Source organism: Flavobacterium sp. CAN_S2, assembly GCF_015752255.1.
GTDB lineage: Bacteria > Bacteroidota > Bacteroidia > Flavobacteriales > Flavobacteriaceae > Flavobacterium.
In genome coordinates, this window is record NZ_JADOVA010000003.1 from 97,285 (window position 1) to 123,166 (window position 25,882).

Genomic DNA, 25,882 nt, shown 5'->3' on the forward strand with positions numbered 1-25,882 from the left:
AATTTTAATTCCAACGGTTTTTATTAAACTGATTTTTCTTCCAATACCACATAATAATAAAACCGAACAAAGCTCCACCAACGTGAGCAAAATGAGCAATTCCACCACCACCAAAGATTGATTTTCCGGAAATACCTAAATACAAATCGACCAATACTAAACCTGGGACAAAATATTTTGCTTTTATGGGCACGGGAATAAACATCAAAGCCAATTCTGCATTTGGAAACATAAAAGCAAACGCCACTATCGTTCCGTAAATAGCTCCAGATGCACCAACAGCTGTTCCCATGTAAGCACTAGTGAAATTTTGAAAATCAGAAACAGACAAGATTTCCTGCCATCTTGTGTTGATTTTCCCTTCATTCAATAACTGTAAAACCTCTTGTTTAGGAAACCCATTCGCAATAAGTGTATTCAAATTTTCTTGAAAGTAGTAATAATTAACACCTGTGTGCAACAACGCTGCTCCTAATCCGCAGGAAATATAGAAAAACAAAAACTTTTTGCTTCCCCAAATTTGCTCTAAAGCAGATCCAAAAGAATATAACGCAAACATATTGAAGAAAATATGCATAAAACCTCCATGCATAAACATGTGCGTCAGCGGTTGCCACAATTGAAAACTAGGATTTTCAGGAAAATATAACGCCAATATTTTATAGGCAGCATCGCCAATTATTAAAGTTCCTACAAAAAACAATACGTTGATTATAATTAATTGTTTTACGGTTTCAGTTACGTTTCTCATATTGCAAATTTTTTATCTAAATCTTCCACACGCATGGTGATGAAAGTGGGTTTATGAAATGGAGATACATTGGGATCTTTGCAGGCAAAAAGCCCGTTGACCAAGTTCTCCTGTTCTTTTTCTGTGAGGTGTGTTCCAGTTTTCACTGCTAAACTTTTGGCCATTGATTTGGCAATTGTATCGTTCTGACTAAAACTGCTTTCCGGAATTCCGTCCTGCAAATCGCTTAATAATTGTTCTAAAACCAGTGAAACTTCGCTCTCCGTTACGTTAACCGGTATTCCGGAAATAACAATATGATCCGCATTATTTTCTTCAAAAATAAATCCTGTGTTTCGTAATGATAATTGCAACTCTCCAATAAGTTCCATTTCGCTTGACGAGTAAAACAAGTTCAAAGGAAATAACAATTGCTGACTTGAAGCCTGATGAACGGTCATATTAACCAAAAACTGTTCGTACAAAACACGTTGATGTGCCCGTTGCTGATCCACAATTACCATTCCTGATTTTATGGAAGAAACAATGTATTTCTTATGAATTTGATATGTTTTATGAACAGAATGCTCTACTTCTTCATCATTAAACAAAGACGAAGTTACTTCTTCATTCTCAAAAGTCATCTGTCCTATTTCATCCGTATCTTGTTTTAAACCAACATAGAGACTTTCCCAATTAGCAGTTGGTTCCGGTTTTCTGTAACTGGAAAATTGCTTGCTGGGTTTTTCGTCGGAAAACGGATTGAAGTTCCCATCAACTTGAATTGTTGGCGTTTCTCCCGTTAAATCTTTGTAATGATACGGCGTGTCTAAATTAGAATCGCGATCAAAATCCAAAACTGGCGCTACATTAAACTGACCCAAACTATGTTTTATAGAAGCTCTTAAAATAGCATATAATGCATGCTCGTCATCAAACTTAATTTCGGTTTTAGTGGGATGAATGTTGATATCAATGGTATTTGGCGGCACTGTTAAATATAAAAAATAACTGGGCTGAGCGCCATCTTTTAAGATTCCGTCATAGGCGGCCATAACAGCATGATGCAAATAACCACTTTTTATAAATCGGTCATTGACAAAGAAAAATTGTTCACCACGATTCTTTTTAGCAAATTCAGGTTTACTAACAAATCCTTGAATGGACACTATTTCTGTTTCTTCCTGAACTGGTACTAATTTTTCATTGGTTTTACCCGAAAAAATATTTACAATTCGCTGGCGTAAAGTTGATGGTGGCAAATTAAACATTTCACTCCCATTGTGATAAAACGTAAAATGAATATTGGAGTGAGCCAAAGCCACACGCTGAAATTCATCAATCACATGGCGATATTCCACGGTATCCGACTTCAAAAAATTGCGTCGCGCCGGAATATTAAAGAATAAATTTTTGACTGCAAAAGAAGTCCCTTTTGGCAAAACGGCTACCTCTTGCGACACAAATTTACTCCCTTCAACGATGATATGTGTCCCCAGTTCTTCCTGGTCTTGCTTGGTTTTCATTTCTACATGCGCAATCGCAGCGATAGAAGCCAATGCTTCACCACGAAAGCCTTTCGTGTGCAACGAAAATAAATCTTCAGCTTGACGGATTTTAGAAGTAGCGTGACGTTCAAAACACAAACGTGCATCCGTAACGCTCATCCCTAACCCATTGTCAATTACCTGTACCAAGGCTTTTCCGGCATCTTTAATAATTAATTTGATATCTGTTGCCCTTGCATCTACAGCGTTTTCAAGCAACTCTTTGACAACCGAAGCCGGTCTTTGAACAACTTCTCCAGCAGCAATTTGATTGGCAACATGATCAGGAAGTAATTGAATTATACTCGACATTAAAAAATTCAGATTTAAAGTTAACCCTTCAACTGTGCTCAGGGTGACAATAGTTTATTATAAAACCAAGAGGTACAAATTTAAGGAATTTCAACTCGTAACGGTAGCTTATTTAATCATAAAAAAAACAAAAAAACCTATACTATTTTTGAGATAATATAGGTTTAACAACTTGTATTTTTATTATTTATTCCTTCAGTTCTAAAGGCGTACCTTCTTCAAGTTGAATCGCACCTGCAGACAATAAATGTTGATTATCTATTTGATGTGACAATGAGGATTGTTGACGAATATAAGCCATTTTTATCGCCGCAATAGCAGCTTCGGTTCCTTTGTTTCCATGAATTCCTCCGCTTCTGTCAATCGATTGTTGCATCGTGTTGTCTGTAAGCACGCAAAAAATAACCGGAACATCCGTTTGAACATTCAAATCTTTTATTCCTTGTGTTACTCCCTCGCATACAAAATCAAAATGCTTGGTTTGACCTTGAATGACGCAACCTATAACGATTACGGCATCAACATTCTGAGTTTGCAACATCTTTTTAGCACCATAAACTAGCTCAAAACTTCCTGGAACATTCCAACGAATAATTTGCCCAGCCGGAACTTCGTTTTCTAACAGTGTTTTGAACGCACCATCAAAAAGACCTTCGGTTATGGTTTCGTTCCACTCCGCAACTACAATTCCGAAACGAAATTTCTTCGCATTAGGAACCGTGTTTTTGTCGTATTCAGATAAATTTTTATTTTCGGTAGCCATTTGATTTTAGAATTTTGATTTTAGAATTTTGATTTCAGATATTAAAGATAGTATTTTGAAATCAAAATTCTACAATCTTAAATCAGCAATCTTATATCATTTTTTACTATTGTGCTAATCCTATCAAAACGTCAACTGAAGCAGCTTCTGGAGTAGCTTCATAATTTTCTTTAATATCTGTGAAGTATTTCAATGCATCCGCTTTATTACCTAAAGCTAGAGCCGTTTTTCCTGCTTTCAATAAGAAACGTGGCGTAGTGAAATCATTCTTGTTAGTACCAGCGGCTTTTACATAATTCTCTAAAGCCTCTTTTGGTTGGTTTTTTTGAGAATAAGCATCGCCTATTGCTCCTTTTGCCAAAGCACTTAAAACAATATCATCTGATTTGAACTTGTTTAAATAATCAATCGCTTCTGTATATTTTCCTGTGTTCAAATACGCAATTCCAGCATAATAGTTTGCTAAATTTCCAGCATCAGTACCAGAATATTCATCAGCAATTTTCAAGAATCCAAATTTTCCTTCTGAACCATTCAAAGACAACTTATATAATGAGTCACTCGCAACTCCATCAGTAGCTTTTTGAAAATTTTGTTGTGCAACGAACATTTCATTAGCAGCTTCATCTTCTTTTGGCGCAGCAATAAATCGCTGATACGCTAAATAACCGATTGTAACTAAAGCGGCAACGGCAACTAATCCAATAATAACTTTTTGATTTTTAGCAACAAAATCCTCAGTTATTGTAGCCGTTTCGTCTAATTTTGAAAAAACCTCAGCTGTTGTACTGTCTTTTTCATCAATGATTACTGCTTCAACTCCTTCTTCTTTTACTTCTTTTTCTTTTGGTGCTTTATATCCTCTTTTATTGTAAGTAGCCATTTAAATTTAATTTAGTGAGTCGCAAAAATAAAATTTTTATTCAAACCCACACAAAAAATATGCTTTTATATTTAAAAAAAATATACTACCAGATTCTTTGTTTCCAAAGACAAAATAATTCTGATAGAAAAAATAGAAAAGAGGGTTTTATCGATATTTTTCAATAATTTGCACCCACTTTGAAAAACCTGTTCAAAAACAGCAAAGTTCTCAATACCAGCAAGCCTTACCCATGTATTTAAAAAAAATTTCACTGTTCAATTATAAGAATTTCTCCGAAGCCAACTTCGATTTTGACACTAAAATAAATTGTTTTGTAGGCAAAAACGGAATTGGTAAAACAAATGTGCTGGATGCTATTTATCATTTGTCATACGGAAAAAGCTATTTCAATCCATTAGCAGTTCAAAATATCAAACATGGAGAGGAATTTTTCGTCATTGACGCTGAATTTGAAAAGAACGAAAGAACGGAACAAATTGTTTGCAGTCTTAAAAAAGGTCAGAAAAAAATATTGAAACGGAATGGTAAAGCCTATGATAAATTTTCAGATCATATTGGGTTTATTCCACTGGTGATTATTTCTCCCGCTGACAGAGATTTGATTGTGGAAGGAAGCGAAACCAGACGAAAATTCATGGACAGCGTGATCTCGCAACTGGATTCCCATTATTTGCAGCAACTTATCCAATATCAAAAAGTAATGAGCCAGCGTAATGCTTTACTGAAATATTTTGCGTTAAATCATGTTTTCGATACTGACACGCTATCTATATATAATGAGCAACTGACCGGTTTCGGCCACTATATTTTCGAAAAAAGGAAAGAGTTTATAGAACAATTCATTCCTATTTTCAATATCCATCATCAAGCCATAACAGGTTCGCAGGAAACGGTTCAACTCGTATATCAAAGTCATTTATTCGAAAAAGATCTATTGGCCCTTTTGCAGGAAAACATCAATAAAGATCGTGCTTTGCATTATACCAGTGTGGGAATTCACAAAGACGATTTAGCTTTTGAAATTGACCAACATCCAATAAAGAAATTTGGCTCACAAGGCCAACAAAAATCGTATCTAATTGCTTTAAAATTAGCGCAGTTTGAGTTTCTAAAAAAACAAAGCGGTGTCAAACCCATTCTGCTATTTGATGATATTTTTGACAAATTGGACGAAAGTCGTGTGGCAAAAATAATTGAAATGGTCAACAGCGATACTTTTGGACAGCTTTTCATTTCAGATACACATCCGGAACGTACCGAAGTGATTGTAAAATCGACACATCAGAGCTATAAAATTTTTAACTTATAACTTTTATTTAGTACTTTATAAGGTCTGAAAATTGAAAAATTACCTAATTTAGCGTATTCAAATTTAAATCAAAAAACAATGAAATTACATCCAATATTCCTCATAATCATATCATTTGTAATATTTTCTTGTAACGGACAAACTTCAAAAGAAAGCCAAACAATCGATGCGAAAGCTTTTAGCGAAAAAATCGCTGCTACTCCAAATCCACAAATTCTAGATGTCCGAACACCGGAAGAATTTTCCGCCAATCATCTTGACAAGGCTGTAAATGTAAATTGGTTAGGAGACAATTTTGTTGACGGTGCCGAAAAAATGGACAAAACAAAACCTGTTTTCGTGTATTGTAAAAGCGGCGGAAGAAGCCAGAGTGCCGTAGAAAAACTGGAAGAACTTGGCTTTACGAATATTTATCAATTGCAAGGCGGAATATTAAAATGGGATGCTGCAGGTTTGTCTAAACCCGATAACAAAATCACAGGAATGACCGTGCAGGAATACAATAAACTAGTCAACTCTGACAAAAAAGTATTGATTGACTTTTATGCGGAATGGTGTGCGCCCTGCAAAAAAATGAAACCGTATCTTTTGCAAATGGAGAAAGAATTAGCAGATAAAGTAACAATTATTCGCCTAGATGCTGACAAAAATAAAACCTTGATGACCGAAATGAAAATCAGCGAACTTCCTACTTTATTGCTTTATGAAAATGCAGCGGTACAATGGAAACATTCCGGTTTTATAAGCGAAGAGGAATTAAGAAAACAAATACAATAACTCAAGATGCTTTCAAAAGACACATTACAATTTCTAGATGATTTAAAAGCCAATAATAATCGGGATTGGTTTCTGGAAAACAAAAAAAGATACGAAGCATTCAAGAAAGATTACCAACAATTAGTTGCTGATTTACTGGACGCCATGAAACCGCTGGATCCATCGCTGGAAATGCTGGAAGTTAAAAATTGCACCTTCAGAATCAATCGTGACATTCGGTTTTCTAAGGATAAAACACCTTACAAATCACACTTGGGAATATGGCTTTCGTCTGGCGCCAAAGGGCTGAATCGTTCCGGCTATTACATTCACCTTGAAAAAGGAGCCAGTTTTATTGCCGGCGGATTGTATTGTCCTGAATCTGAAGATTTAAAAAAAATGCGCAAAGAAATAGCCTTTTTTTATGATGATTTAGAAGCGATCCTTAAGGAAAAAGATTTCAAAAGTGAATTTGGCGATTTTGACCGCAATGAAAAAGACACTTTAAAAAATCCACCTCGAGGTTACGATAAAGAACATCCGGCGATTGAATTATTAAAATTAAAAAGCTTTGAAGCTTCTCAAAAAATTGATTTCAGCGCAGCATCCAAAAAAGATTTTGTTGCCGTTATGAGCCAAAAACTAATTGCGCTAAAACCACTGAACGATTTCATCAATCGCGCATTAACTTCGGAGTAATTCTAATGAAAAAAAAGAAAATACTTTTTCTTGGCGAATCCTACAGAGCCGATGCCATCACTTGGATGAACGGACTGAAGGAATTTGGCGATTTCGAAATTATTACTTGGGAATTAAAAACACCTAATACTAGTTTTAAAAATCGACTTTTAAGAATTTTCGAATTTGAAGTAGCCATTTTTAAAATCAGGAAACTAATAAAAGTCCAAAAACCGGACATGGTTATTGCCGAAAGAACCACCAGTTATGGTTTTCTTGCTGCATTATCCGGTGTAAAACCAGTTGCAATAGCACAACAAGGCAGAACCGATTTATGGCCTGAAAAATCTATTTCACTTCCGCTAAAAAGAATCATTCAACAGTATGCTTTTCAAAAAGCCGACTTAATTCATGCTTGGGGTCCCGTGATGACTATTTCTATGATGGAGGCAAAAGTTGATATGAACAAGGTTTTAGTATTACCAAAGGGAATTGATTTATCTCAATTTGGAAATCAAAACATGGCCAATCCAGAAAAAATTTCCGCTATCGTGACGCGTTCTTTGCTCCCGGAATACCGACATGACATTATTCTAAAATCATTTGCCATTTTAAACCAAAAAGGGATAGATTTCGTACTTACAATTATAGGTGACGGAACACAACTTTCTGCATTAAAAGAATTAGCAAAAAAATTAAACATCGAAAATAAAGTCAATTTTACCGGACGAATTCTAAACACTGCTTTACCAAAGCTATTACAAGAATCTAACATATACATCAGTATGCCAATAACAGAAGGCGTTTCGGCCTCATTGTTTGAAGCAATGGCTACAAATTGTTATCCAGTTGTAAGTGATATTTCCGGAAATAAAAGCTGGATTGAGCACCGCAAAAACGGTCTATTAATTCCTGTTGATAATTATAAAACACTTGCCGAAGAATTAATCTGGGCATTTGAGAATAAAGAACATAGAGAAAAAGCAGTTTCGGAAAACAGAAAATTTGTTGTAAAAAATGTAGATTACACTACTAATATGAAAATTATTGCCAATAAATACCACGAATTAATTAACACAAATCACTCCAATTAATTATGTGTGGAATTAATGGAATTTTGCATTTACAATCCCAGAGAAAAGTAGACGAACGCATTCTTATAAAAATGCGGGATTCGCTGGAACATCGCGGACCTGATGATCAAGGGTTATTCCTTGACAGCAACATTGGTTTTGGACACCGGAGACTTTCAATTCTGGATGTTTCTGAAGCCGGACACCAACCTTTTCTTTCGGAAAACGGAAGATATAGTATGGTTTACAATGGCGAAATCTATAATTATAAAGAATTTTATCCAGAGCTAAAAAGCAATGGCTTTGATATCAAAACGACATCAGACACGGAAGTTTTGATGAAATTATTTCAATTGCACGGCTTAAAAATGCTCAACCGCCTCAACGGAATGTTTGCTTTTGCTGTTTGGGATAAATTAGAAAAAAAGCTGACTCTTGTTCGCGACAGAATGGGCGTTAAACCATTGTATTACTCTTTTCACAATGAAACTTTTTATTTTGCATCGGAACAAAAAGCACTTTTTACCGCTGGAGTTCCGCTAAAAATGGCACAAGACGGACTGGAAGAATATATTTTTAACCGATTTGTAGCAGGAGAAAATACGCTGTACCAAAACATAAAAAAACTATTGCCTGGGCATATAATGACCATTCAGGAAGGCGGAAAAACCACTACCGAGAAATGGTGGAATCTAAAAAAGGAAATACAAAACCAGCCTGAAATAAAAAATCCGGTCGAATGGTTTCGGGAAACGTTTGATGATTCGGTAAAAATGAGAATGATAAGCGACGTTCCTGTTGGAGTTTTATTAAGTGGCGGACTGGATTCTTCCTCGGTTTTAGCTTCATTGCACCAACAAAAACATAAGGACATTCAGACCTTCAATATGGGTTTCAAGGAAAAGGAACACAACGAATCACATTTGGCAAAAATGATGGCTGAGAGGTTCAATTATGGATTTCACACGATGCAATTGGAGGACGAAAATCTTTATGATAAGCTAATACGCTCGACTTATTTTCAGGATGAACCTATCATGCACTTGAGTGAACCGCATCTTTTTGCAGTATCTCAAATGGCTAAGCCGTCGGTAAAAGTTTTACTTTCTGGTGAAGGCGCTGATGAATTAATGGGCGGTTATGTGCGCTACAAAGCCTTGAAATATCCTTCCTTGTTGAATTCTATAGCCACTTTTGGCAACATTGATTTATTCGCTAAAAAACCGCGCTATGAAAAGCTTAGCCGTTATGCGCAAATCAGTAAGAAATCGGAATTGGTTATTTACAATGGTTCCAATATTTATCCAAATGATATTGCGGAAACTTTTGGAATTAATAACGCTCCAACAAATGAATACAGGAAAAAAATCTACAAAGAAGCGAAATCATTATATCCTGAAAACTTACGCCGACAAGCCCTTTATTTTGATCAACACACCTATTTATGTTCGCTCTTGGACAGGAACGACCGTTGTACTATGGGCGCTTCCATTGAATGTAGGGAACCTTTTCTAGATCCAAGATTAGTGGTAGGATTAGGATCATTGGATGACAAATGGCTTTTTAGCGGTAAAAAATGGAAATTTATTCTAAAAAAAGCAATGGAAGAACGTTTGCCAGACGAAATTCTAAATTTCAGAAAAGTGGGTTTGAGTGCGCCTTGGGGCGATTACATTACAAAAAGTCATGCTTTTAAAGAGGAATTAGAGTCTTTTTCAAAAAGTGATATTTTTCAAATGCCTTATTTTGAGAACATCAACATACAGAAACTGATACTGAATTTACAAAAAGGAGATACCAGAATGACGCCGTACATAATGCCGTTGTTTATGATGCATATCTGGATGAAAACGTATGCAACTAAATTTTAATTCTTACTTTTGGTGCAGCATTCAACAACAAAAAAAGAACTTTCTTTTATGGAAATAGTATCTGATTTCTCTTTAAAAAAATACAATACATTTGGCATTGAAGCCAAAGCAAAACAGTTTGTCGCCGTTCATTCTGCGCAAGAATTGAAAACTATTTTACAAGAAAATAAAACGCAGCAAAAATTTATTTTGGGCGGAGGCAGCAACATGCTTTTGACAAAAGACATTGATGCGCTTGTGATTCATATCGATTTGAAAGGCAAAAAAATCCTTGAAGAAAATGAGGATTTTGTCTGGGTCGAAAGTCAGGCTGGCGAAAGCTGGCATGAATTTGTGCTTTGGACCATCAATCAAAATTTTGGTGGTTTAGAAAACATGTCACTGATTCCGGGAAATGTAGGAACTACGCCGGTCCAGAACATAGGAGCGTACGGAACTGAAATCAAAGATACTTTTGTTTCCTGCCAAGCAATGACAATAGCAAATCAGGAAATAAAAATATTTACAAAAGAAGAATGTCATTTTGGATACCGAGAAAGCATTTTTAAAAATGAAGCAAAACATCAATATATTATTACTTCGGTTGTTTTTAAATTGACAAAAACGAATCATAAAATAAATACTTCTTACGGAGATATTAAGGCTGAATTAGAAAAAAATAACATCACAAATCCTACTTTAAAAGATATCAGCAATGCCGTAATTGCCATTAGAAAAAGTAAATTACCAGACCCGAAAGAATTAGGAAACAGCGGTAGCTTCTTTAAAAATCCAATTTTATTGAAATCTGATTTCGAAAAAATTCATCAGCAATTTCCGGAAATGAAATACTATGATGTTTCTGAAACTGAAGTAAAAGTTCCTGCTGGTTGGCTTATTGAACAGGCTGGTTTCAAAGGAAAACGTTTTGGTGATGCCGGAATCCATAAAAACCAAGCTTTGGTTTTAGTGAATTATGGAAATGCAACAGGTCAGGAAATTTTGAATGTTTCTAAGGATATTCAGGAGACAATTTTTAAAACGTTTGGTATTCATATTGAAGCCGAAGTTAATGTGATTTAACAAAAAAAAAAGAATGCTTGACTCCTTGGATTATTACTGAAATTCAAGCTACCAAAAAGATGTCTCAAAACAGGGATGAAAAAAACCTTAAAAACATCATTTCTGAGTTAGAAAAAACAGAAGATTTTCAATCCATTGCTGTTGCAAATGAAATGAGGAAATGCCCTCGATAAATTATTTCGAAATTCACAGATTGTATTTAACAATTCACAATTCTATTCATACCTTTGCACTCTGCCGTCTCGAAGCTTCGGGATTGGGCATTTAAACACTCATTAAACTCAAATGCTTATACTAATTCTTTACTTTTTTATTTTTATTGTCGTGGTTCAAATTTTGTATTATCTGGGTGTTTTTGGGAAATTCGCTTTCGCCAAAACGCAAAAGATAACACCAAAAAGAATTCCCATTTCGGTGATTGTTTGTGCCAAAAATGAGGAAGAAAACGTGGCCAATTTTATTCCGTTGCTGGCGGAACAAAACTACCCGGATTTTGAAATCGTTTTGATTGATGATGCTTCAAGTGATGCTACTTTGGATCTTTTTGAAGGTTTTGAAAAACAATATCCAAATGTTCGTCTGGTAAAAGTGGAGAACAACGAAGCTTTTTGGGGAAACAAAAAATACGCCTTAACTTTAGGAATAAAAGCTGCCAAAAAAGAGTATTTATTATTCACGGATGCAGATTGTTACCCAACCTCAACGGAATGGATAACGGCCATGAGTTCTCAGTTTACAATGCAAAAAACAATAGTTTTGGGTTATGGTAAATATGAAAAAATTCCTAATTCGTTCCTGAATAAAATAATTCGTTTTGAAACTTTATTGACTGCAATTCAATATTTTTCGTGGGCAAAAATCGGACATCCTTACATGGGTGTAGGAAGGAATTTAGCGTATAAAAAAGAAGAGTTTTTTAATGTAAATGGATTTATCGAACACATGCAAATTCGATCTGGTGATGATGATTTATTTGTAAACCAAGCCGCAAAAGCTAAAAATACAACCATTGCTTATAGTCCGGAAAGTTTTACGGTTTCTAAACCAAAAACGACTTTTAATGACTGGTGGATTCAAAAAAGAAGACATGTTGCAACGGCAAATTATTACAAACCTTTTGACAAATTGCAGTTAGGAGCATTCTATTGCTCGCAATTGTTTTTTATTTTATTGCCTATTGTATTGCTTTCTTTTCAATTCCAATGGATTTTAGTGCTCTGTTTGATAGCTCTCCGATATATTGTAACTTGGATCATCGTTGGATTTTCGGCAGGTAAATTAAAAGAAAAAGATGTTGTATATTGGTATCCGATACTTGAATTGGTCTTGCTCTTTACACAAATCAATATCTTTATAACAAATACATTCTCAAAACCGGTACATTGGAAATAAACAAACAAATAGAAAAAGCGAAACAAGGCGATCAGGTTGCCTTTACTTTTCTATTGAATCATTACTGGAATGAAGTGTATGGTTTTATGCTGAAACGTACCGAAAATGAAACCAATGCCGAGGATATAACCATTGAAACATTCTCCAAAGCATTTGATAAAATAGCCACGTACAACTCAGAATTCCAGTTCAATACTTGGCTTATTGCCATTGCAAAAAATGTGCACATCGATTTATTGCGAAAAAAGAAATCCAGTCTTTTCATCGAAATTACCGATGATCAGGATCAGCAAGCCTACAATATTGCCGACACCACTCCATCCGCGGAAGACGAATTGATTACGGAACAAAATCTATCTCAATTACTGCAATTCATCAAAGAATTGAAACCACATTATCAGGAAGTGATTCAGTTGCGCTATTTTCAGGAAATGAGTTACCAGGAAATTGCCAATAAAATTGATGAACCTTTGAGTAATGTAAAAATTAAATTGCTTCGCGCCAAAAAACTTCTGGCAGAAATCATTCAGAATAAAAGGTAATATTATTTTAAAAAATCAGCATCGATTCTTAATTATCTAAAAGCAAAAAAGTGATCTAAATTAATTTTAGACCACTTCATTAAATCAAAAGCAATTATAGATTATTGAAAATTATCTTATAATTCTTTCTGGATAATCCGTTATAATTCCGCTTACTTTAAGTTGTTGTAAATTCTTAATATCCGCAGGTTCGTTAACAGTCCAAGGATATATTTTAAAATTATTAGCTTTCATTATCGCAACATTCTCGGTCGTTAAAGTTTTAAAATAGGGATTAATTGCCTGTGCTTTCAGTTCTTTTCCTGTTTTAATAATTGTCTCAATAGGATCTTTATAAGTTAGTAAACCAATCGCAATTTCAGAACTCAAAGACCTCATTTTTTGCAATTCACCTATTCGAAAACTGGATATAAAAAAGTCTTTATTTCTCCACCCTTTTTTCTTGTACTCTTCTATAATTCTGTACGTATCCGTTGCGGTGTTCGTTCCTTTCAATTCAATATTTAGCACCGCTTTTTTATCCATAGTCTCAATCACTTCTTGTAAAGTTGGGATTTGATGTTTTCCGGCAACCAAAACTTTTCGCAAATCTTCAAAAGTATATTCTTCAATTTTTCCTTTTGCGTTTGTAATACGATCCAAATCATCATCGTGAAAAACAACCATTTCACCCGTTTTAATTTTGAAAACATCGATTTCTAACATATCAGCTTTTAATTCCATTCCCTTTTTTATGGATGCCAATGTGTTTTCGGTTTCGTGTCCCATCGCACCTCTGTGCCCACAAACCACAAATTTATTAGAAGTACAATTCGATAATAATAAGGCCGCTGCTGAAGCCAATAATAGTGTAGTGAATTTCATAATTTCCATTTAAGTTTTGTCGTAAAAATAGATGAACCGCCGGAACCAAACATTAAGAAAGGATTAAATTAAGACTATTTTACCTAAAGAAATTCGATCTTTCTTGGTCCGCTTTGGTTAACAATATCTTAAAAAAAGCTCATAAAACACTCGATTTTTAAGGTTTCATTAACACAATAGTATTTTACAGTTATTGTTAAAATAACAGTCTTTTTTCAATTAGTCAATTCCTTTGTCGGCACTAAAAAACAAAAAAAATAGTATTCATGAAACAACTTCAATTATTTTTATTTACGATGGTTCTGACCGTTTTTGTTGGCGCTACAAATTTTGCTCAAACTACTCAAGCCTCTATTTCAGGTGTCGTTTTAGGTAATAATTCAGAACCTCTTAAAGATGCAACAGTGCAAATTCGGAATGAATCAACAGGATTCAAAACCAATTCATTGTCTAATTTCAAAGGTGTTTTTACATTCAAAGAACTTCCTTTAGGCGGACCTTACACTATTAGCGTTACAGCTTTAGGCTTTGGAGAACAACAGCGTTCCGGTTACACATTAAATCAAGGAGATTTAATAAATATCGAAATTCTGATGCAGGATGACATTCAAAATCTGGAAGTCGTTGAAGTTGTAGGACGAGGGTTGAAAAACAAAACCGGAAATTTAGGAGCAGCAACAGCTGTCACTGCTAAACTAATTAATGCGTTGCCGGTCAACGGAAGAAATTTCACCAGCTTAATGGATTTATCACCTTTAACCAGAGGCGGGAATATTTCTGGACAATTAGCTTCCTCTACAAATTACACATTGGATGGAATGAATGCCAAAAACCCAACTTCGGCAGGATCTACAACCAGTCGAAGCGGCGCTCCGTACTCAATTTCCATAGAAGCCGTGAGAGAATTTAAGGTGGTTACCAATCAATATGATGTAAGTTACGGTCGAAGTGGCGGCGGAACAGTAAGTGCGGTGACTAAATCAGGAACAAATGAATTTACAGGAAGCATGTTCGCTTATAATCGTGCAGATTGGTTGTCAAGTCCGTACGACATTAGAGGAAACAGACGCCAAAATGATTTTTCTACGTCCCAATATGGTTTCACTCTTGGCGGACCAATCATTAAAGATAAATTACATTTTTTCATAGCTTGGGACCACCAACAAGATTCTCGTCCCTTGATCATCGCTGATGTTCAATCTCCAGAGGATGAATTGCGTTTCAATGTTACAAGAGCGACATTAGATAATTTTGTGACTATTGCCCGCAATAAATATGGCGTTTCAAACTCTCCACAATATGGAACATTTGATAAAAAAAGGAACTCTGATGCTGCTTTCGCTCGTATTGACTGGCAAATTAACAGCAATAATTTATTAACGGTGCGAAATAATTTCACCTATGATAATAATAAATTGGGATTACAAGACAATACAACCATCAATTTATACGAGTCATTTGGTAACGATTTAAATATTGATAATAGTATTTTAGCTTCTTTACGAACAAAAGTTAACGCAAGAGTTACGAATGAGTTGAAAGTTCAGCATTTATATACGTTTCAGGACAGTTATCCGGGAGACCAATTGCCTTCTTACAATATTCCACGCGCTGTTGTAGAAAATGTTGCTTCAACTATTAATGGAGCAGTAAGAACTACAAATATCCAAATTGGAGGACATCGATTTGCACAAGAAAAATTCACTAATAATGTTTTTCAAATTGTTGACAACATATACTACAACACGGACAAAGTGAAATATACTTTTGGGGTTGATTTAATGCAAACCAATTCAAAATCTTTATATGGAAGCGAGGTAAACGGTCGTTTTCATTTCAACAGTGTTGCAAATTTTGACAACCTAACGCCATATCGATATTACAGAGAAGTACCTTTGGTAGCTGATCCTACTGTGATTTCTAATATATTAAACGCTGGAATTTATGGTCAGTTGCAAACTAAAATTGGCGTGGGATTAGACCTGACTTTAGGTTTGCGATTTGATTATGCTAAATATCCAACAGCTACCTTCAATCAATTAGTTTTTGATGAATTGGCTATTCGTACGGATAATAAACTTCAGTCAGCAATTCTTCAACCAAGAGTGCAATTGTCTTGGGATGTAAATGAGAACCACAAAGATTATATTCGCTTTGGAGCTGGAATTTTTGCTTCTGATTTAAATAATTATGCGGTCATCAACAACTTATATTTTGATGGAAATCACACCGCAACTGTAGATGTAAGATCTCCAAATGTTCCTATGCCAAATTTCATTGATTATCGAAATAATTATGTTAGTATTCCAACTTTGGATGCGTTCCAATTACCAACTATTAATTTCACGGGAACAGATGCTAAAGTTCCGGTTGTCTATAAAGCAAATGCATCTTACTCGCATTTTTTTACTGATAGATTAAAAGCAGGAATTGCGGGTTATGCCACTTTAGGACGCAATAACTATGTTTATGTAGACCGCAATATGGTAGCGAATCCATTTTTTACTTTGGCAAATGAGGGCAATCGTGGCGTTTACGTTCCAGCAAGTTCAATGCCTGCAAATGGTGCCGGAGACTGGATGCAAGGGCGTATCAGCAATAAATTAGGACGTGTTTTAGAATTAAACAGCGAAGGTAAAGTCAATCAATTTGCTATGGTGGTAGATGCTACGTATCGCTATTTTAAAGATGGTGAAATATCTGCCAGTTATACCTTGAATGATACCAAAGACAATACTTCATTTAACGGAAACGTAGCCAACACAGCAACTTTAGTTTTACCGGTTGATGATGATCCTAGAGACTTGAGCAAAATGAGTTATTCCGATAACCATTTCCGTCACAAAGTAGTTTTTTACGGAACATTGCCTACTTTTTATGGTTTCAATGTTGGTGTTCGTTATTCTGGTATTGGCGGTACACGCTACAGTTTATTGTCAGGAGGAAATACAAATGCCGATTTTGTAACTTCATCCAATGATTTAGCTTATATATTTGATATTAATAATCCGGCAGTTCCTCAAAATATAAAAACGGGATTACAAACCATACTTGACAATCCGGCTGCCAGCCAAAGTTTGAAAGATTATATCAATAAATACTCCGGTAAAATTGCCGAAAGAAACGGCGGAATAAATGACTTTTATGGTCTTGTAGATGTCAGAATCAGCAAAAAGATTATGCTAGACAAAAAACAATTCTTGGAATTTACAGCAGACGTATTTAATGTTGCCAATTTATTAAACAAAGAATGGGGTGTAAATAAATCGTTGGGAAGTCAATCTTTATATGCTTTAGGAACACCAGCTTCAGGAGCAACAGCAGCAGTTCCCGGATTTGACAGCGCCAGACAACAATTTAATTACAGAGTAAACAATGCCGGACTTCCTTCGCTTTCAGGAAATCCATTTCAAATACAAATTGGATTTAAATATGCTTTCTAAATCACATTGATAAAATATTTACACAATTGCAAAGCGCATTCATTAACTTGGATGCGCTTTTTTTATGGATAACACGACCTAAAATCAACATAGGTAATAATTATTTACTCTTTTTGTTAAATAAATAAACATAAATTTAATTTAATGAAAAATAAACACTAAGTTTATATACTACAATTCCTATTTTATACGTTGTAAAATAAAAACATCTTTTGCTTATGATTTAATTACTACTTAACCTTTAAATCCATAAATTATGTCAAAATTAAGCATTTACGAAACCGGTTGGATCAACCTAGTTTTTCAAGACAGAAACAAAGAATATGGAGCGTATCAGTTGCGCCAGGAAGCTACTAAAACTTCTTTAAGAGCACTTTTTATGGGAACACTTCTTTTAGCCTCGCTTTTTAGTATTCCAACATTAATTAATCATTTTAGTTCGGATAATGGTGTTACTGCCACCATACCTGATTTTTCAAATACAGTAGTTCAATTATCGGATATTGTACCAAACCAAATTTTGGAAACCCAAAAACAAGTTTTGCCAGAAATAAAAAAACAAATTCCAGAAAAAACTGTCGAAAGTGCCCAACTTGTTAATCCTGTAATTGTTCAGGCTTCGCAAGCCAATCAGGATATTGCTAAAAATATCGATAATAGCAGTGTGACAAATACGACTTCGGAGGGAACAGCAACTGTAGGAATCAATCCAACCTCTTCATCGGGAGTTGGAACGGAGACTGCAATAACAACTGTGGATTCAGGAAATACTATTGTCAACAGCTTATCATTAGATAAACTCCCTGAATTCCCTGGCGGAATTAGTAAATTCTACAGTTATGTAGGTAACAATTTTGAAAAACAAGAAATTGACGGCAGCGGTTCGATTCGAGTGTATGTTTCTTTTGTAATTGAAAGAGATGGCAGCATGACTGACATTCAGGTAAAAAGAGATCCTGGTTATGGTTTGGGAAAAGAAGCTGTTCGCGTATTGAAATCCTTGAAAACAAAATGGTCGCCAGGAATGATTGCAGGAAAACCGGTAAGAACTGCGTATAACCTTCCCATAACGGTACAGATGAATTAAGCTCAATACAAAAGCAGAATCGTTTGATTCTGCTTTTTTTATTCCATTAGATTATAGATAATTCGTCCCAAAATTGTAGGTAACAACACGTACTTTATTTTTTGGTAACCCGTATCGCAATTCTTCTATTTTGAGCTTTACCTTCTTCGGTGTCATTTGAAGCGACCGGAAATTGCTCTCCATATCCTTCGGATTCCAAACGATTTTTGGCAATACCCATTTTTAACATTTCATCCATAACTGATTTTGCTCGATCGCCAGAAAGCTTTAAGTTGAAATTAGAATCTCCTACATTATCGGTATAACCGCCTATTTTGAGTTCAACCGCTGGATAGGCTTTTAGAATTTCGACCATATTTTTCAGTTGTTCTTGTGATTCAGGTCGCAAAGTTGCTTTTCCGGTATCAAACAACAAACGGTCAAAATTGAACCAAGTTGTTTTATCCACGACTTTCGTTTTGTCCAATAACCAAGTATTTAATTTGTTTTCGATTCCAAATTCAGGTGCATTTAATTCAATCCCGTTTGGCAATTTAAACCTAAAAAAATTCCCGAGCGCATTTTGAGTTTTATCTACTACTGCATCCATTTTCGTGGTAACTGTGTCTACCGTTTCTTTAGGGACAACAGGTGTTGCTTCTTTCCTATTACAACCTTTACTGAAAAAAAATAATGCAAAAAGCCCTGCTCCAACCAGTAGTAGTGGAATTAACCATTTTGCAGAGGAAGTTTCTGCTTTTCTAACATCATGGATTTTTGCTCTGATATCATTGTCAATGATACTTCCGATGCCTAAATTTAAACCTGACGGAGCTGCAGAAAGAATGTTCTCTTTTTGCGAAGACAATAAACTCTTCAAACTGGATAATGTCATTCCTGATTTTGCAAAATAACTCAATAGTAAAGGAGCTGCCATCCCTAGTAAAGAAGCTGCAGAAGATTCTTTTATAGATGAAGTCCGCGCAATAACCTCCGTGATGTCTGACTGCTTATTCTTGAACAACAAAGCCATTAATTTAGAACCTGAATTTAACGCATCCGTATTTCCATAACCTGTCAATAAAGAAGGAAGATTTGACAAAACATCGCCAGAATGTACACTCGTATCATTTATCAAATTCATAACGCTTTGCATTATACTGGAATCATTTGATTTATGGACTAATCCACTCAACAATGTTGGTATAATAGCTGAAACACCTTTATAAACACCACTTTCTGATTCGTTTAACATTGTACTGGCTTTCGAAATAACATCTGGGGTAACATATCCTTTCAGAATATCTACTAAATTTGTTTCCATGATTTTATAATTTAAGATTCCTATCAAATTTAACACATTTTACATTAAACTACTCATTTTCAATTGATTAGTTTAAATAAATATTTGCAAAAAGAAAATATTTGTCTTCTAAAAAACAGCAATCCGACTTTATTTCTCAACATAGACTTTTTGAAAGGAGGTGATTTTTTGTTCGAATTATTTTTTTGGTTTAACCAAATCATAAAATAATCAAACAAAACTAATACAGGCAAAACTTCAAGCAACTTTCATTATCTTTGCACTTCGAAAAATTGATATATGGAAACTGTTTTAGAAAATACTTTACCTGTAGGAAAACCGAAATGGCTGAAGGTAAAACTCCCAATAGGCCAAAAATACACCGAGCTGCGAGGCTTGGTTGATAAATATAGTTTGAACACGATTTGTACGTCTGGAAGTTGCCCAAATATGGGTGAATGCTGGGGCGAAGGAACGGCTACATTCATGATTTTAGGAAATGTGTGTACACGTTCTTGCGGTTTTTGTGGTGTAAAAACCGGTAGACCAGAAACGGTAGATTGGGATGAGCCTGAAAAAGTGGCGCGTTCTATAAAAATCATGAACATCAAACATGCCGTAATTACAAGCGTTGACAGAGATGATTTGAAAGATGGTGGTTCTATTATTTGGATTGAAACCGTGAAAGCCATTCGTAGGATGAACCCTAATACGACTCTTGAAACGTTGATTCCAGATTTTCAAGGAATTGAAAGAAACATCGACCGTATCGTAGAAGCCAATCCGGAAGTGGTTTCACATAATGTTGAAACTGTTCGCAGGCTGACCCGCGAAGTACGAATTCAGGCAAAATACGACCGAAGTCTGGAAGTATTGCGCTACTTAAAAGAAAAAGGAATCAATAGAACTAAGTCGGGAATTATGCTTGGTCTTGGAGAACAAGAAGAGGAAGTGTATCAAACGATGCGTGATTTGCGTGAAGCCAATGTTGATATTGTTACGATAGGTCAATACTTGCAACCAAGTAAAAAACATTTGCCAGTAAAGGAATTCATAACGCCGGAACAATTTGCGAAATACGAGCAATTTGGTTTGGAATTAGGTTTCCGCCACGTAGAAAGCGGACCATTAGTTCGTTCTTCTTACAAAGCACAAAAACATATTCTTTAAAAAATTGTTTCAGGTTTAAAGTTTCAAGTTAAGCAACTTTAAACCTGAAACTTTAAACAAAAAAATATTGAAAACAAGAATTGCCATAAATGGTTTTGGAAGAATCGGCAGGAATTTATTCCGATTACTTTTAAACCATCCCTCCATACAAGTGGTTGCCATAAATGATATTGCTGATAAAAAAACAATGGCACATTTAGTGAAATACGATAGTATTCATGGTGTTTTGCCATTTGCAGTCAGCGATGATGAAAAAGGAATTTTAGTAGATGGAAAACATTTTTTGTTTTTTCATGAAAAAAGCATTTCAAATCTAGATTGGAAAAGTCTCGACATTGATTATGTGGTAGAATCCACCGGGAAATACAAGACTTTTGAAGAATTGAATTCCCATATTATTGCTGGTGCCAAAAAAGTGATTCTTTCTGCACCATCAGAAGTCGACACTATAAAAACGGTAGTGCTTGGTGTAAATGATTTTATATTGGATGGCTCGGAAACTATTATTTCGAATGCAAGCTGCACCACGAATAACGCAGCTCCAATGATTAAAGTGATCAATGAACTTTGTGGTATAGAACAAGCCTATATTACGACTATTCACTCCTACACCACTGACCAAAGTTTGCATGATCAACCGCATAAAGATTTGCGCAGAGCTCGCGGGGCAAGTCAATCTATTGTTCCTACTACAACCGGTGCAGCCAAAGCATTGACAAAAATATTTCCTGAGTTTGAAGGTAAAATTGGCGGTTGTGGCATCCGTGTCCCAGTTCCTGATGGTTCTTTGACTGACATCACTTTCAATGTGAAACATGCAGTCACTATAAATGAAATAAACACGGCTTTTAAAATTGCAGCAGAAACTACTTTAAAAGGTATTTTAGACTATACAGAGGACCCTATTGTTTCCGTTGATGTAATTGGCAATAAAAATTCATGTATATTTGATGCACAACTCACTTCAGTTATCGATAAAATGGTTAAAGTGGTGGGCTGGTATGATAATGAAATAGGATATTCCTCAAGAATAATTGATTTAATTCTTTTGACCAATATGAAAAACAACAAATAAAAAATCAGTTACAAATGAAATATTTTTTCGTTTATGTACTTTTTTTTACTTTAATCTTGTATTCTCAACCAAATGAGAAAACAGACAGCACTGCTTATTACAGCAGTTTGAGCAACTCAAATATCCAGAATAACAATTATAAAGACGCATTATTATATACCCAAAAAGCGATACTTTTCGCAGAAAAAAATAAAAACATTCAAGATCAGGCAGCTCAGCACTTCAATCTTGGAAAACTGTATTACGACTTAAAAAAATATGATGATGCCATTAAGTCATTACAAAAAAGTTCCGATTTATATACAGACTTAAACCCAAGCCAAAATCAAGCGGATACATACTATTACTTGGGTTTAAGTTACATGGCAAAGCAAAATTTTGACAGAGCTGCAATGTACTTTCAAGAGGCCAAAACCATTCAAACTTTATTAAAATTTCCAGATACCGCTGAATTACTGACAGTGCAAAGAGGAATAATTTATAAATCTAAAAATAAATTAGATTTAGCATTAACGGTTTTTAAAACAATAATTGCAAAACCTGACAACCCTAATTTATTAAATACTAAAGCGGAAGCTTTATATCAAACAGGAAGTATTGAAGCCCTAAAAAGCAGAAATAATTTAGCGTTGAACTATCTTAATAAAGCATTAGACCTAAACAGTAAAGCCGATAATCTGGAACAAAAATCTAATATTTTACTTGCTTTAAGTAATGTTTATGAAAAAATGTTGGATAAAAATAATGCCTATTCCTATTTAAAACAACATCTCAATTTAAAAGAGCGAATTGCAATTTTAAACAATGAAAGACTGGGCATTGATGATTACACAAAATTTAAAGAATCCGAACGCTTAAAGGAAATTATACAAACCGATAATCAAAACAAAGAGCAACAAAAAGCAAGCAAGTTTTCTAAATTAATCAGCATTCTCGCCATTGCTTTAATTTCTATTTTATCGTTACTAAGCCTGTCTTTGTACAAAAATAATATTATCCGAAATCAGTCTAATTTATTACTGAGAGAAAAAAATAAAGAATTAGAAATTGCAAAAGATAAAGCCGAAAAAGCATCCAGAGCAAGATCCGAATTTCTTTCGACAGTAAGTCATGAACTTCGAACTCCATTGAATGCCATCAACGGAATTACCCATTTACTATTAGAAGAAAAGCCTAAGAAAACCCAGATGGATTATTTGTCTTCTTTAAAATTTTCCGGAGATTATTTGACGAAATTTATCAATGAAATTTTAGAAATAAATAAAATTGAGTCCCATAACATCGAAATAGAATATACCATTTTTAACGTAAAACAGCTTTTGACTGACATTCAAAATTCGTTAAAAGAACTGGCTTTTGTCAACAATAATAACTTTACACTGGAAATTGATCCTGATATTCCTGATTACTTGATTGGTGATCCAACCAAATTATCACAGATTATACTAAATTTGATTAACAACGCGTTGAAGTTTACTAAAAATGGTGACGTTAGTATCATTGCAAAACTGGAAACTTTAGAGCATCCAACGGCGACCTTATATTTTGAAATAACAGATACCGGAATCGGAATTCCCGAAGATAAGTTGGTCAGTGTTTTTGACAGTTTTTCACAAGGTTCCATAGAAGTCAATAGAAAATACGGCGGTACGGGTCTGGGATTAACGATTGTAAAAAAATTAACTCAAATTCTTGGTGGACAAATCGAACTTTCAAGTGTCGTTGGGCAAGGCTCTACCTTTTCATTTGCATTGGCGTTTAAAATTAGCGAACAACCACTAGCGGTAGAACCAACTCCAAAAATAGACTACGATTCTAAGTTATTAAATAAAAAAATACTATTGGTTGAGGATAACAAAATCAACCAAATGGTTACCAAAAAAATGCTTCACAACAAACGCATAATCTGCGAAGTAATTGATAATGGTGAAGATGCGATAGATTTAGTTCGCAAAAACAAATTCGATTTGGTTCTTATGGACGTGCATTTACCCGGCATCAACGGAACTATCGCCACAGAACTGATTCGAACATTTGACACAAGCACCCCAATAATTGCGCTTACCGCAATCTCACTGCATGAAAATCGGGAAATGCTGTTATCATTTGGCATGAACGATGTAATTACTAAACCGTTCATACCAGAAGAATTTTATACTGTGATTGCAGAATATATTTAAAATTAATACTTCAAAATCAATTCTTTGATTAGGCTTCTCACTTTTGGTTCCGCTTCTTTCGCAGCTTCCAGAACTTCGTCATGAGAGATTGTTCCAATACTTTCTTCGTTACCCATATCAGTAATTACCGAAATTCCAAAAGTTTCCATATCCATGTGACGCGCAACAATTACTTCGGGAACGGTTGACATTCCCACACAATCAGCGCCCAGGATTTTTACCATTTTGTATTCAGCCAAAGTTTCAAAAGTTGGACCTTGTAAACCAAGATAAATTCCTTCATGAACCTCGATATTCAATTCTTTAGCTAATTCAGTTACTTCGGCAATCATCTTTCTCGAATATGGTTCGCTCATATTTACAAAACGTGGTCCAAAACGTTCGTCATTTTTACCTCGCAAAGGATGTTCTGGTGTCATATTAATATGATCCGTAATCATAACAATAGAACCTACTTTGTAACTTGAATTTACACCACCTGATGCATTTGAAACTACAAGTTTTTCAACACCCAAAAACTTCATCACTCGTACCGGAAAAGTAACTTCGGTCATCGAATAGCCTTCATAAAAATGAAAACGTCCTTGCATTGCAACAACTTTCTTGTCTCCTATTGTTCCAAAAACTAACGCGCCTTTGTGTCCTTGCACAGTTGACACCGGGAAATTTGGAATTTCATTGTACGGTAATGTAAATTCTACTTTCATTTCGTCCGTAAAACTCCCTAATCCTGAGCCTAAAATCACACCGTATTCTGGAATAAAATCAATTCTTTCTTTAATATAACTAACGGTTTCTTGTACTTGTTCCCACATAATCTAAAATTGTTTTATTAAAATTATCTCCCGAAGTTTCGGGACCCGAAATGAAAGAGCTTTGTATTGGCAAATAGAAAAGTTGTTCGTTTGGCAAACTTCCCTTTAAACGCACATAATCTTTTTCGGTAGTGATAATAATGTTGTTTTGAGCTAAATTTTTAATTTCTAAAATGTCTTTATCGGTAAAATTATGATGGTCTGGAAAAGACAAACAGACATCATTTGGGTTTTGTAAATAGGCGAAAAATGGTTCCGGCTTTGCAATTCCTGCTACCAATACTTTAGCAGCAAGTTGAATTTCTTCAACCTTTATCTTTCGGTTTTCTCCATAAATACAATCATCGTATGCTATAAATGTAAAGTATAATTCTTGATTTTTCGAAAGTTTTAATCGCTTTTTAATGTCATCCTGTTCCTTAAATGAAAGATTAAAAGGGCATTTGGTTACAATAATCACGTTCGCTCTGTCTGCTCCGTTTCGGCTTTCGCGTAAATTTCCGGTTGGCAACAACCAATCATCCGAATACAAATCGCCGTATGATGTCAATAAAATATAAAAACCCGCTTTTACTTTTCGGTGTTGAAAAGCGTCATCAAGCAAGATAATTTCTGGTTTTTCCATTTGCGCAAGCAATTGTTCAATCCCGTTTTTTCTGTCTGCATCAACTGCAACTTTTATAAAAGGAAATTTTTGAAAAAACTGGAACGGTTCATCACCAATAGTTGCGGCATTTGAGCTGGCTTCCGCCAAAATAAAGCCTTTCGTTTTTCTTTTATAACCTCTACTTAATGTTGCAATTTTATATTTATCCGAAAGTAACCGAATTAAATACTCAATTTGTGGAGTTTTCCCTGTGCCGCCAACGCTAAGATTCCCAACAGCAATAATTGGCAAATCAAATGAATAGGATTTCAAAATACCTTTGTCGAAAAAAAAATTCCGAATACTCGTTATCATACCATACAAAATGGCAAACGGAAACAGTAATTTTCGAAGTAAATTCATTTTACGAAAGTAGAATAAATTATCTTTGATTTAAAA

22 protein-coding genes are annotated in these 25,882 nt (G+C 34.9%); 14 read left to right on the plus strand and 8 right to left on the minus strand.

Going from position 1 to position 25,882, the window contains the following annotated elements:
- Nucleotides 1-4 precede the first annotated feature (4 nt).
- The 4 genes from IWX80_RS10275 to IWX80_RS10290 form a co-directional block, all read right to left on the minus strand.
- A complete protein-coding gene (locus IWX80_RS10275) occupies nt 5-751 on the minus strand; it encodes a rhomboid family intramembrane serine protease (protein ID WP_196853362.1) in 747 nt (248 codons plus the stop codon).
- The gene (gene mutL, locus IWX80_RS10280; protein ID WP_196853363.1) at nt 748-2,589 is read right to left on the minus strand and encodes a DNA mismatch repair endonuclease MutL; all 1,842 of its coding nucleotides are present in this window, start codon (nt 2,587-2,589) and stop codon (nt 748-750) included. The genes IWX80_RS10275 and mutL overlap by 4 nt, the downstream gene beginning before the upstream one ends.
- A gap of 187 nt (nt 2,590-2,776) precedes the next feature.
- On the minus strand, nt 2,777-3,352 hold the full coding sequence (gene ribH, locus IWX80_RS10285) for a 6,7-dimethyl-8-ribityllumazine synthase (protein ID WP_113635146.1): 576 nt from the start codon (nt 3,350-3,352) through the stop codon (nt 2,777-2,779).
- Between the two features lie 106 nt (nt 3,353-3,458).
- Complete coding sequence (locus IWX80_RS10290) at nt 3,459-4,235, minus strand: tetratricopeptide repeat protein (protein WP_196853364.1); 777 nt, start codon at nt 4,233-4,235, stop codon at nt 3,459-3,461.
- 232 nt (nt 4,236-4,467) lie between these two features.
- Between IWX80_RS10290 and recF the strand changes: the two genes are divergently transcribed.
- From recF to IWX80_RS10335, 9 genes are all read left to right on the plus strand, one after another.
- Nucleotides 4,468-5,547: a DNA replication/repair protein RecF gene (gene recF / locus IWX80_RS10295; RefSeq protein WP_196853365.1), complete on the plus strand. Its 1,080-nt coding sequence runs from the start codon at nt 4,468-4,470 to the stop codon at nt 5,545-5,547.
- A gap of 78 nt (nt 5,548-5,625) precedes the next feature.
- A complete protein-coding gene (locus tag IWX80_RS10300) occupies nt 5,626-6,324 on the plus strand; it encodes a thioredoxin domain-containing protein (RefSeq protein ID WP_196853366.1) in 699 nt (232 codons plus the stop codon).
- A 6-nt stretch (nt 6,325-6,330) separates the two neighbouring features.
- Complete coding sequence (locus IWX80_RS10305; RefSeq protein ID WP_196853367.1) at nt 6,331-7,002, plus strand: DUF2461 domain-containing protein; 672 nt, start codon at nt 6,331-6,333, stop codon at nt 7,000-7,002.
- Between the two features lie 5 nt (nt 7,003-7,007).
- The gene (locus IWX80_RS10310; RefSeq protein WP_196853368.1) at nt 7,008-8,075 is read left to right on the plus strand and encodes a glycosyltransferase; all 1,068 of its coding nucleotides are present in this window, start codon (nt 7,008-7,010) and stop codon (nt 8,073-8,075) included.
- 2 nt (nt 8,076-8,077) lie between these two features.
- On the plus strand, nt 8,078-9,925 hold the full coding sequence (asnB, locus tag IWX80_RS10315; protein ID WP_196853369.1) for an asparagine synthase (glutamine-hydrolyzing): 1,848 nt from the start codon (nt 8,078-8,080) through the stop codon (nt 9,923-9,925).
- Nucleotides 9,926-9,937: 12 nt separating this feature from the next.
- Complete coding sequence (murB, locus tag IWX80_RS10320) at nt 9,938-10,987, plus strand: UDP-N-acetylmuramate dehydrogenase (protein ID WP_334682346.1); 1,050 nt, start codon at nt 9,938-9,940, stop codon at nt 10,985-10,987.
- A 17-nt stretch (nt 10,988-11,004) separates the two neighbouring features.
- Entirely contained in the window at nt 11,005-11,160 is a 156-nt protein-coding gene (locus tag IWX80_RS10325) for a hypothetical protein (protein WP_196853371.1), read from the plus strand.
- Between the two features lie 112 nt (nt 11,161-11,272).
- Complete coding sequence (locus IWX80_RS10330) at nt 11,273-12,379, plus strand: glycosyltransferase (RefSeq protein ID WP_196853372.1); 1,107 nt, start codon at nt 11,273-11,275, stop codon at nt 12,377-12,379.
- Nucleotides 12,370-12,921: an RNA polymerase sigma factor gene (locus tag IWX80_RS10335; RefSeq protein ID WP_113635168.1), complete on the plus strand. Its 552-nt coding sequence runs from the start codon at nt 12,370-12,372 to the stop codon at nt 12,919-12,921. Before IWX80_RS10330 ends, IWX80_RS10335 begins: the two co-directional genes overlap by 10 nt.
- A gap of 111 nt (nt 12,922-13,032) precedes the next feature.
- Here the strand turns inward: IWX80_RS10335 and IWX80_RS10340 are convergent, their stop codons facing one another.
- On the minus strand, nt 13,033-13,785 hold the full coding sequence (locus IWX80_RS10340) for a glycerophosphodiester phosphodiesterase (protein WP_196853373.1): 753 nt from the start codon (nt 13,783-13,785) through the stop codon (nt 13,033-13,035).
- A 266-nt stretch (nt 13,786-14,051) separates the two neighbouring features.
- On the opposite strand from IWX80_RS10340, the gene IWX80_RS10345 reads away from it, so the two are divergent.
- Together IWX80_RS10345 and IWX80_RS10350 are read left to right on the plus strand one after the other, a co-directional pair.
- Nucleotides 14,052-17,228: a TonB-dependent receptor gene (locus IWX80_RS10345; RefSeq protein WP_196853374.1), complete on the plus strand. Its 3,177-nt coding sequence runs from the start codon at nt 14,052-14,054 to the stop codon at nt 17,226-17,228.
- A 256-nt stretch (nt 17,229-17,484) separates the two neighbouring features.
- The gene (locus IWX80_RS10350) at nt 17,485-18,315 is read left to right on the plus strand and encodes an energy transducer TonB (RefSeq protein ID WP_196853375.1); all 831 of its coding nucleotides are present in this window, start codon (nt 17,485-17,487) and stop codon (nt 18,313-18,315) included.
- Between the two features lie 94 nt (nt 18,316-18,409).
- On the opposite strand, the gene IWX80_RS10355 is transcribed toward IWX80_RS10350, so the two are convergent.
- Nucleotides 18,410-19,618 carry a DUF937 domain-containing protein gene (locus IWX80_RS10355; RefSeq protein ID WP_196853376.1) on the minus strand — a complete coding sequence of 403 codons (1,209 nt, stop codon included), beginning with the start codon at nt 19,616-19,618 and terminating at the stop codon, nt 18,410-18,412.
- Between the two features lie 279 nt (nt 19,619-19,897).
- Between IWX80_RS10355 and lipA the strand changes: the two genes are divergently transcribed.
- The 3 genes from lipA to IWX80_RS10370 all read left to right on the plus strand — a co-directional run bounded on the left by lipA (nt 19,898) and on the right by IWX80_RS10370 (nt 24,022).
- A complete protein-coding gene (gene lipA, locus IWX80_RS10360) occupies nt 19,898-20,767 on the plus strand; it encodes a lipoyl synthase (RefSeq protein ID WP_091171698.1) in 870 nt (289 codons plus the stop codon).
- 67 nt (nt 20,768-20,834) lie between these two features.
- A complete protein-coding gene (gap, locus tag IWX80_RS10365) occupies nt 20,835-21,842 on the plus strand; it encodes a type I glyceraldehyde-3-phosphate dehydrogenase (protein ID WP_196853377.1) in 1,008 nt (335 codons plus the stop codon).
- Between the two features lie 14 nt (nt 21,843-21,856).
- The gene (locus IWX80_RS10370; protein ID WP_196853378.1) at nt 21,857-24,022 is read left to right on the plus strand and encodes a tetratricopeptide repeat-containing hybrid sensor histidine kinase/response regulator; all 2,166 of its coding nucleotides are present in this window, start codon (nt 21,857-21,859) and stop codon (nt 24,020-24,022) included.
- Between the two features lie 2 nt (nt 24,023-24,024).
- Here IWX80_RS10370 and IWX80_RS10375 read toward each other — a convergent pair whose 3' ends face one another.
- Nucleotides 24,025-24,837 carry a purine-nucleoside phosphorylase gene (locus IWX80_RS10375; RefSeq protein ID WP_196853379.1) on the minus strand — a complete coding sequence of 271 codons (813 nt, stop codon included), beginning with the start codon at nt 24,835-24,837 and terminating at the stop codon, nt 24,025-24,027.
- The gene (gene lpxK / locus IWX80_RS10380; protein ID WP_196853380.1) at nt 24,809-25,846 is read right to left on the minus strand and encodes a tetraacyldisaccharide 4'-kinase; all 1,038 of its coding nucleotides are present in this window, start codon (nt 25,844-25,846) and stop codon (nt 24,809-24,811) included. The genes IWX80_RS10375 and lpxK overlap by 29 nt, the downstream gene beginning before the upstream one ends.
- Between the last annotated feature and the right edge of the window lie 36 nt (nt 25,847-25,882).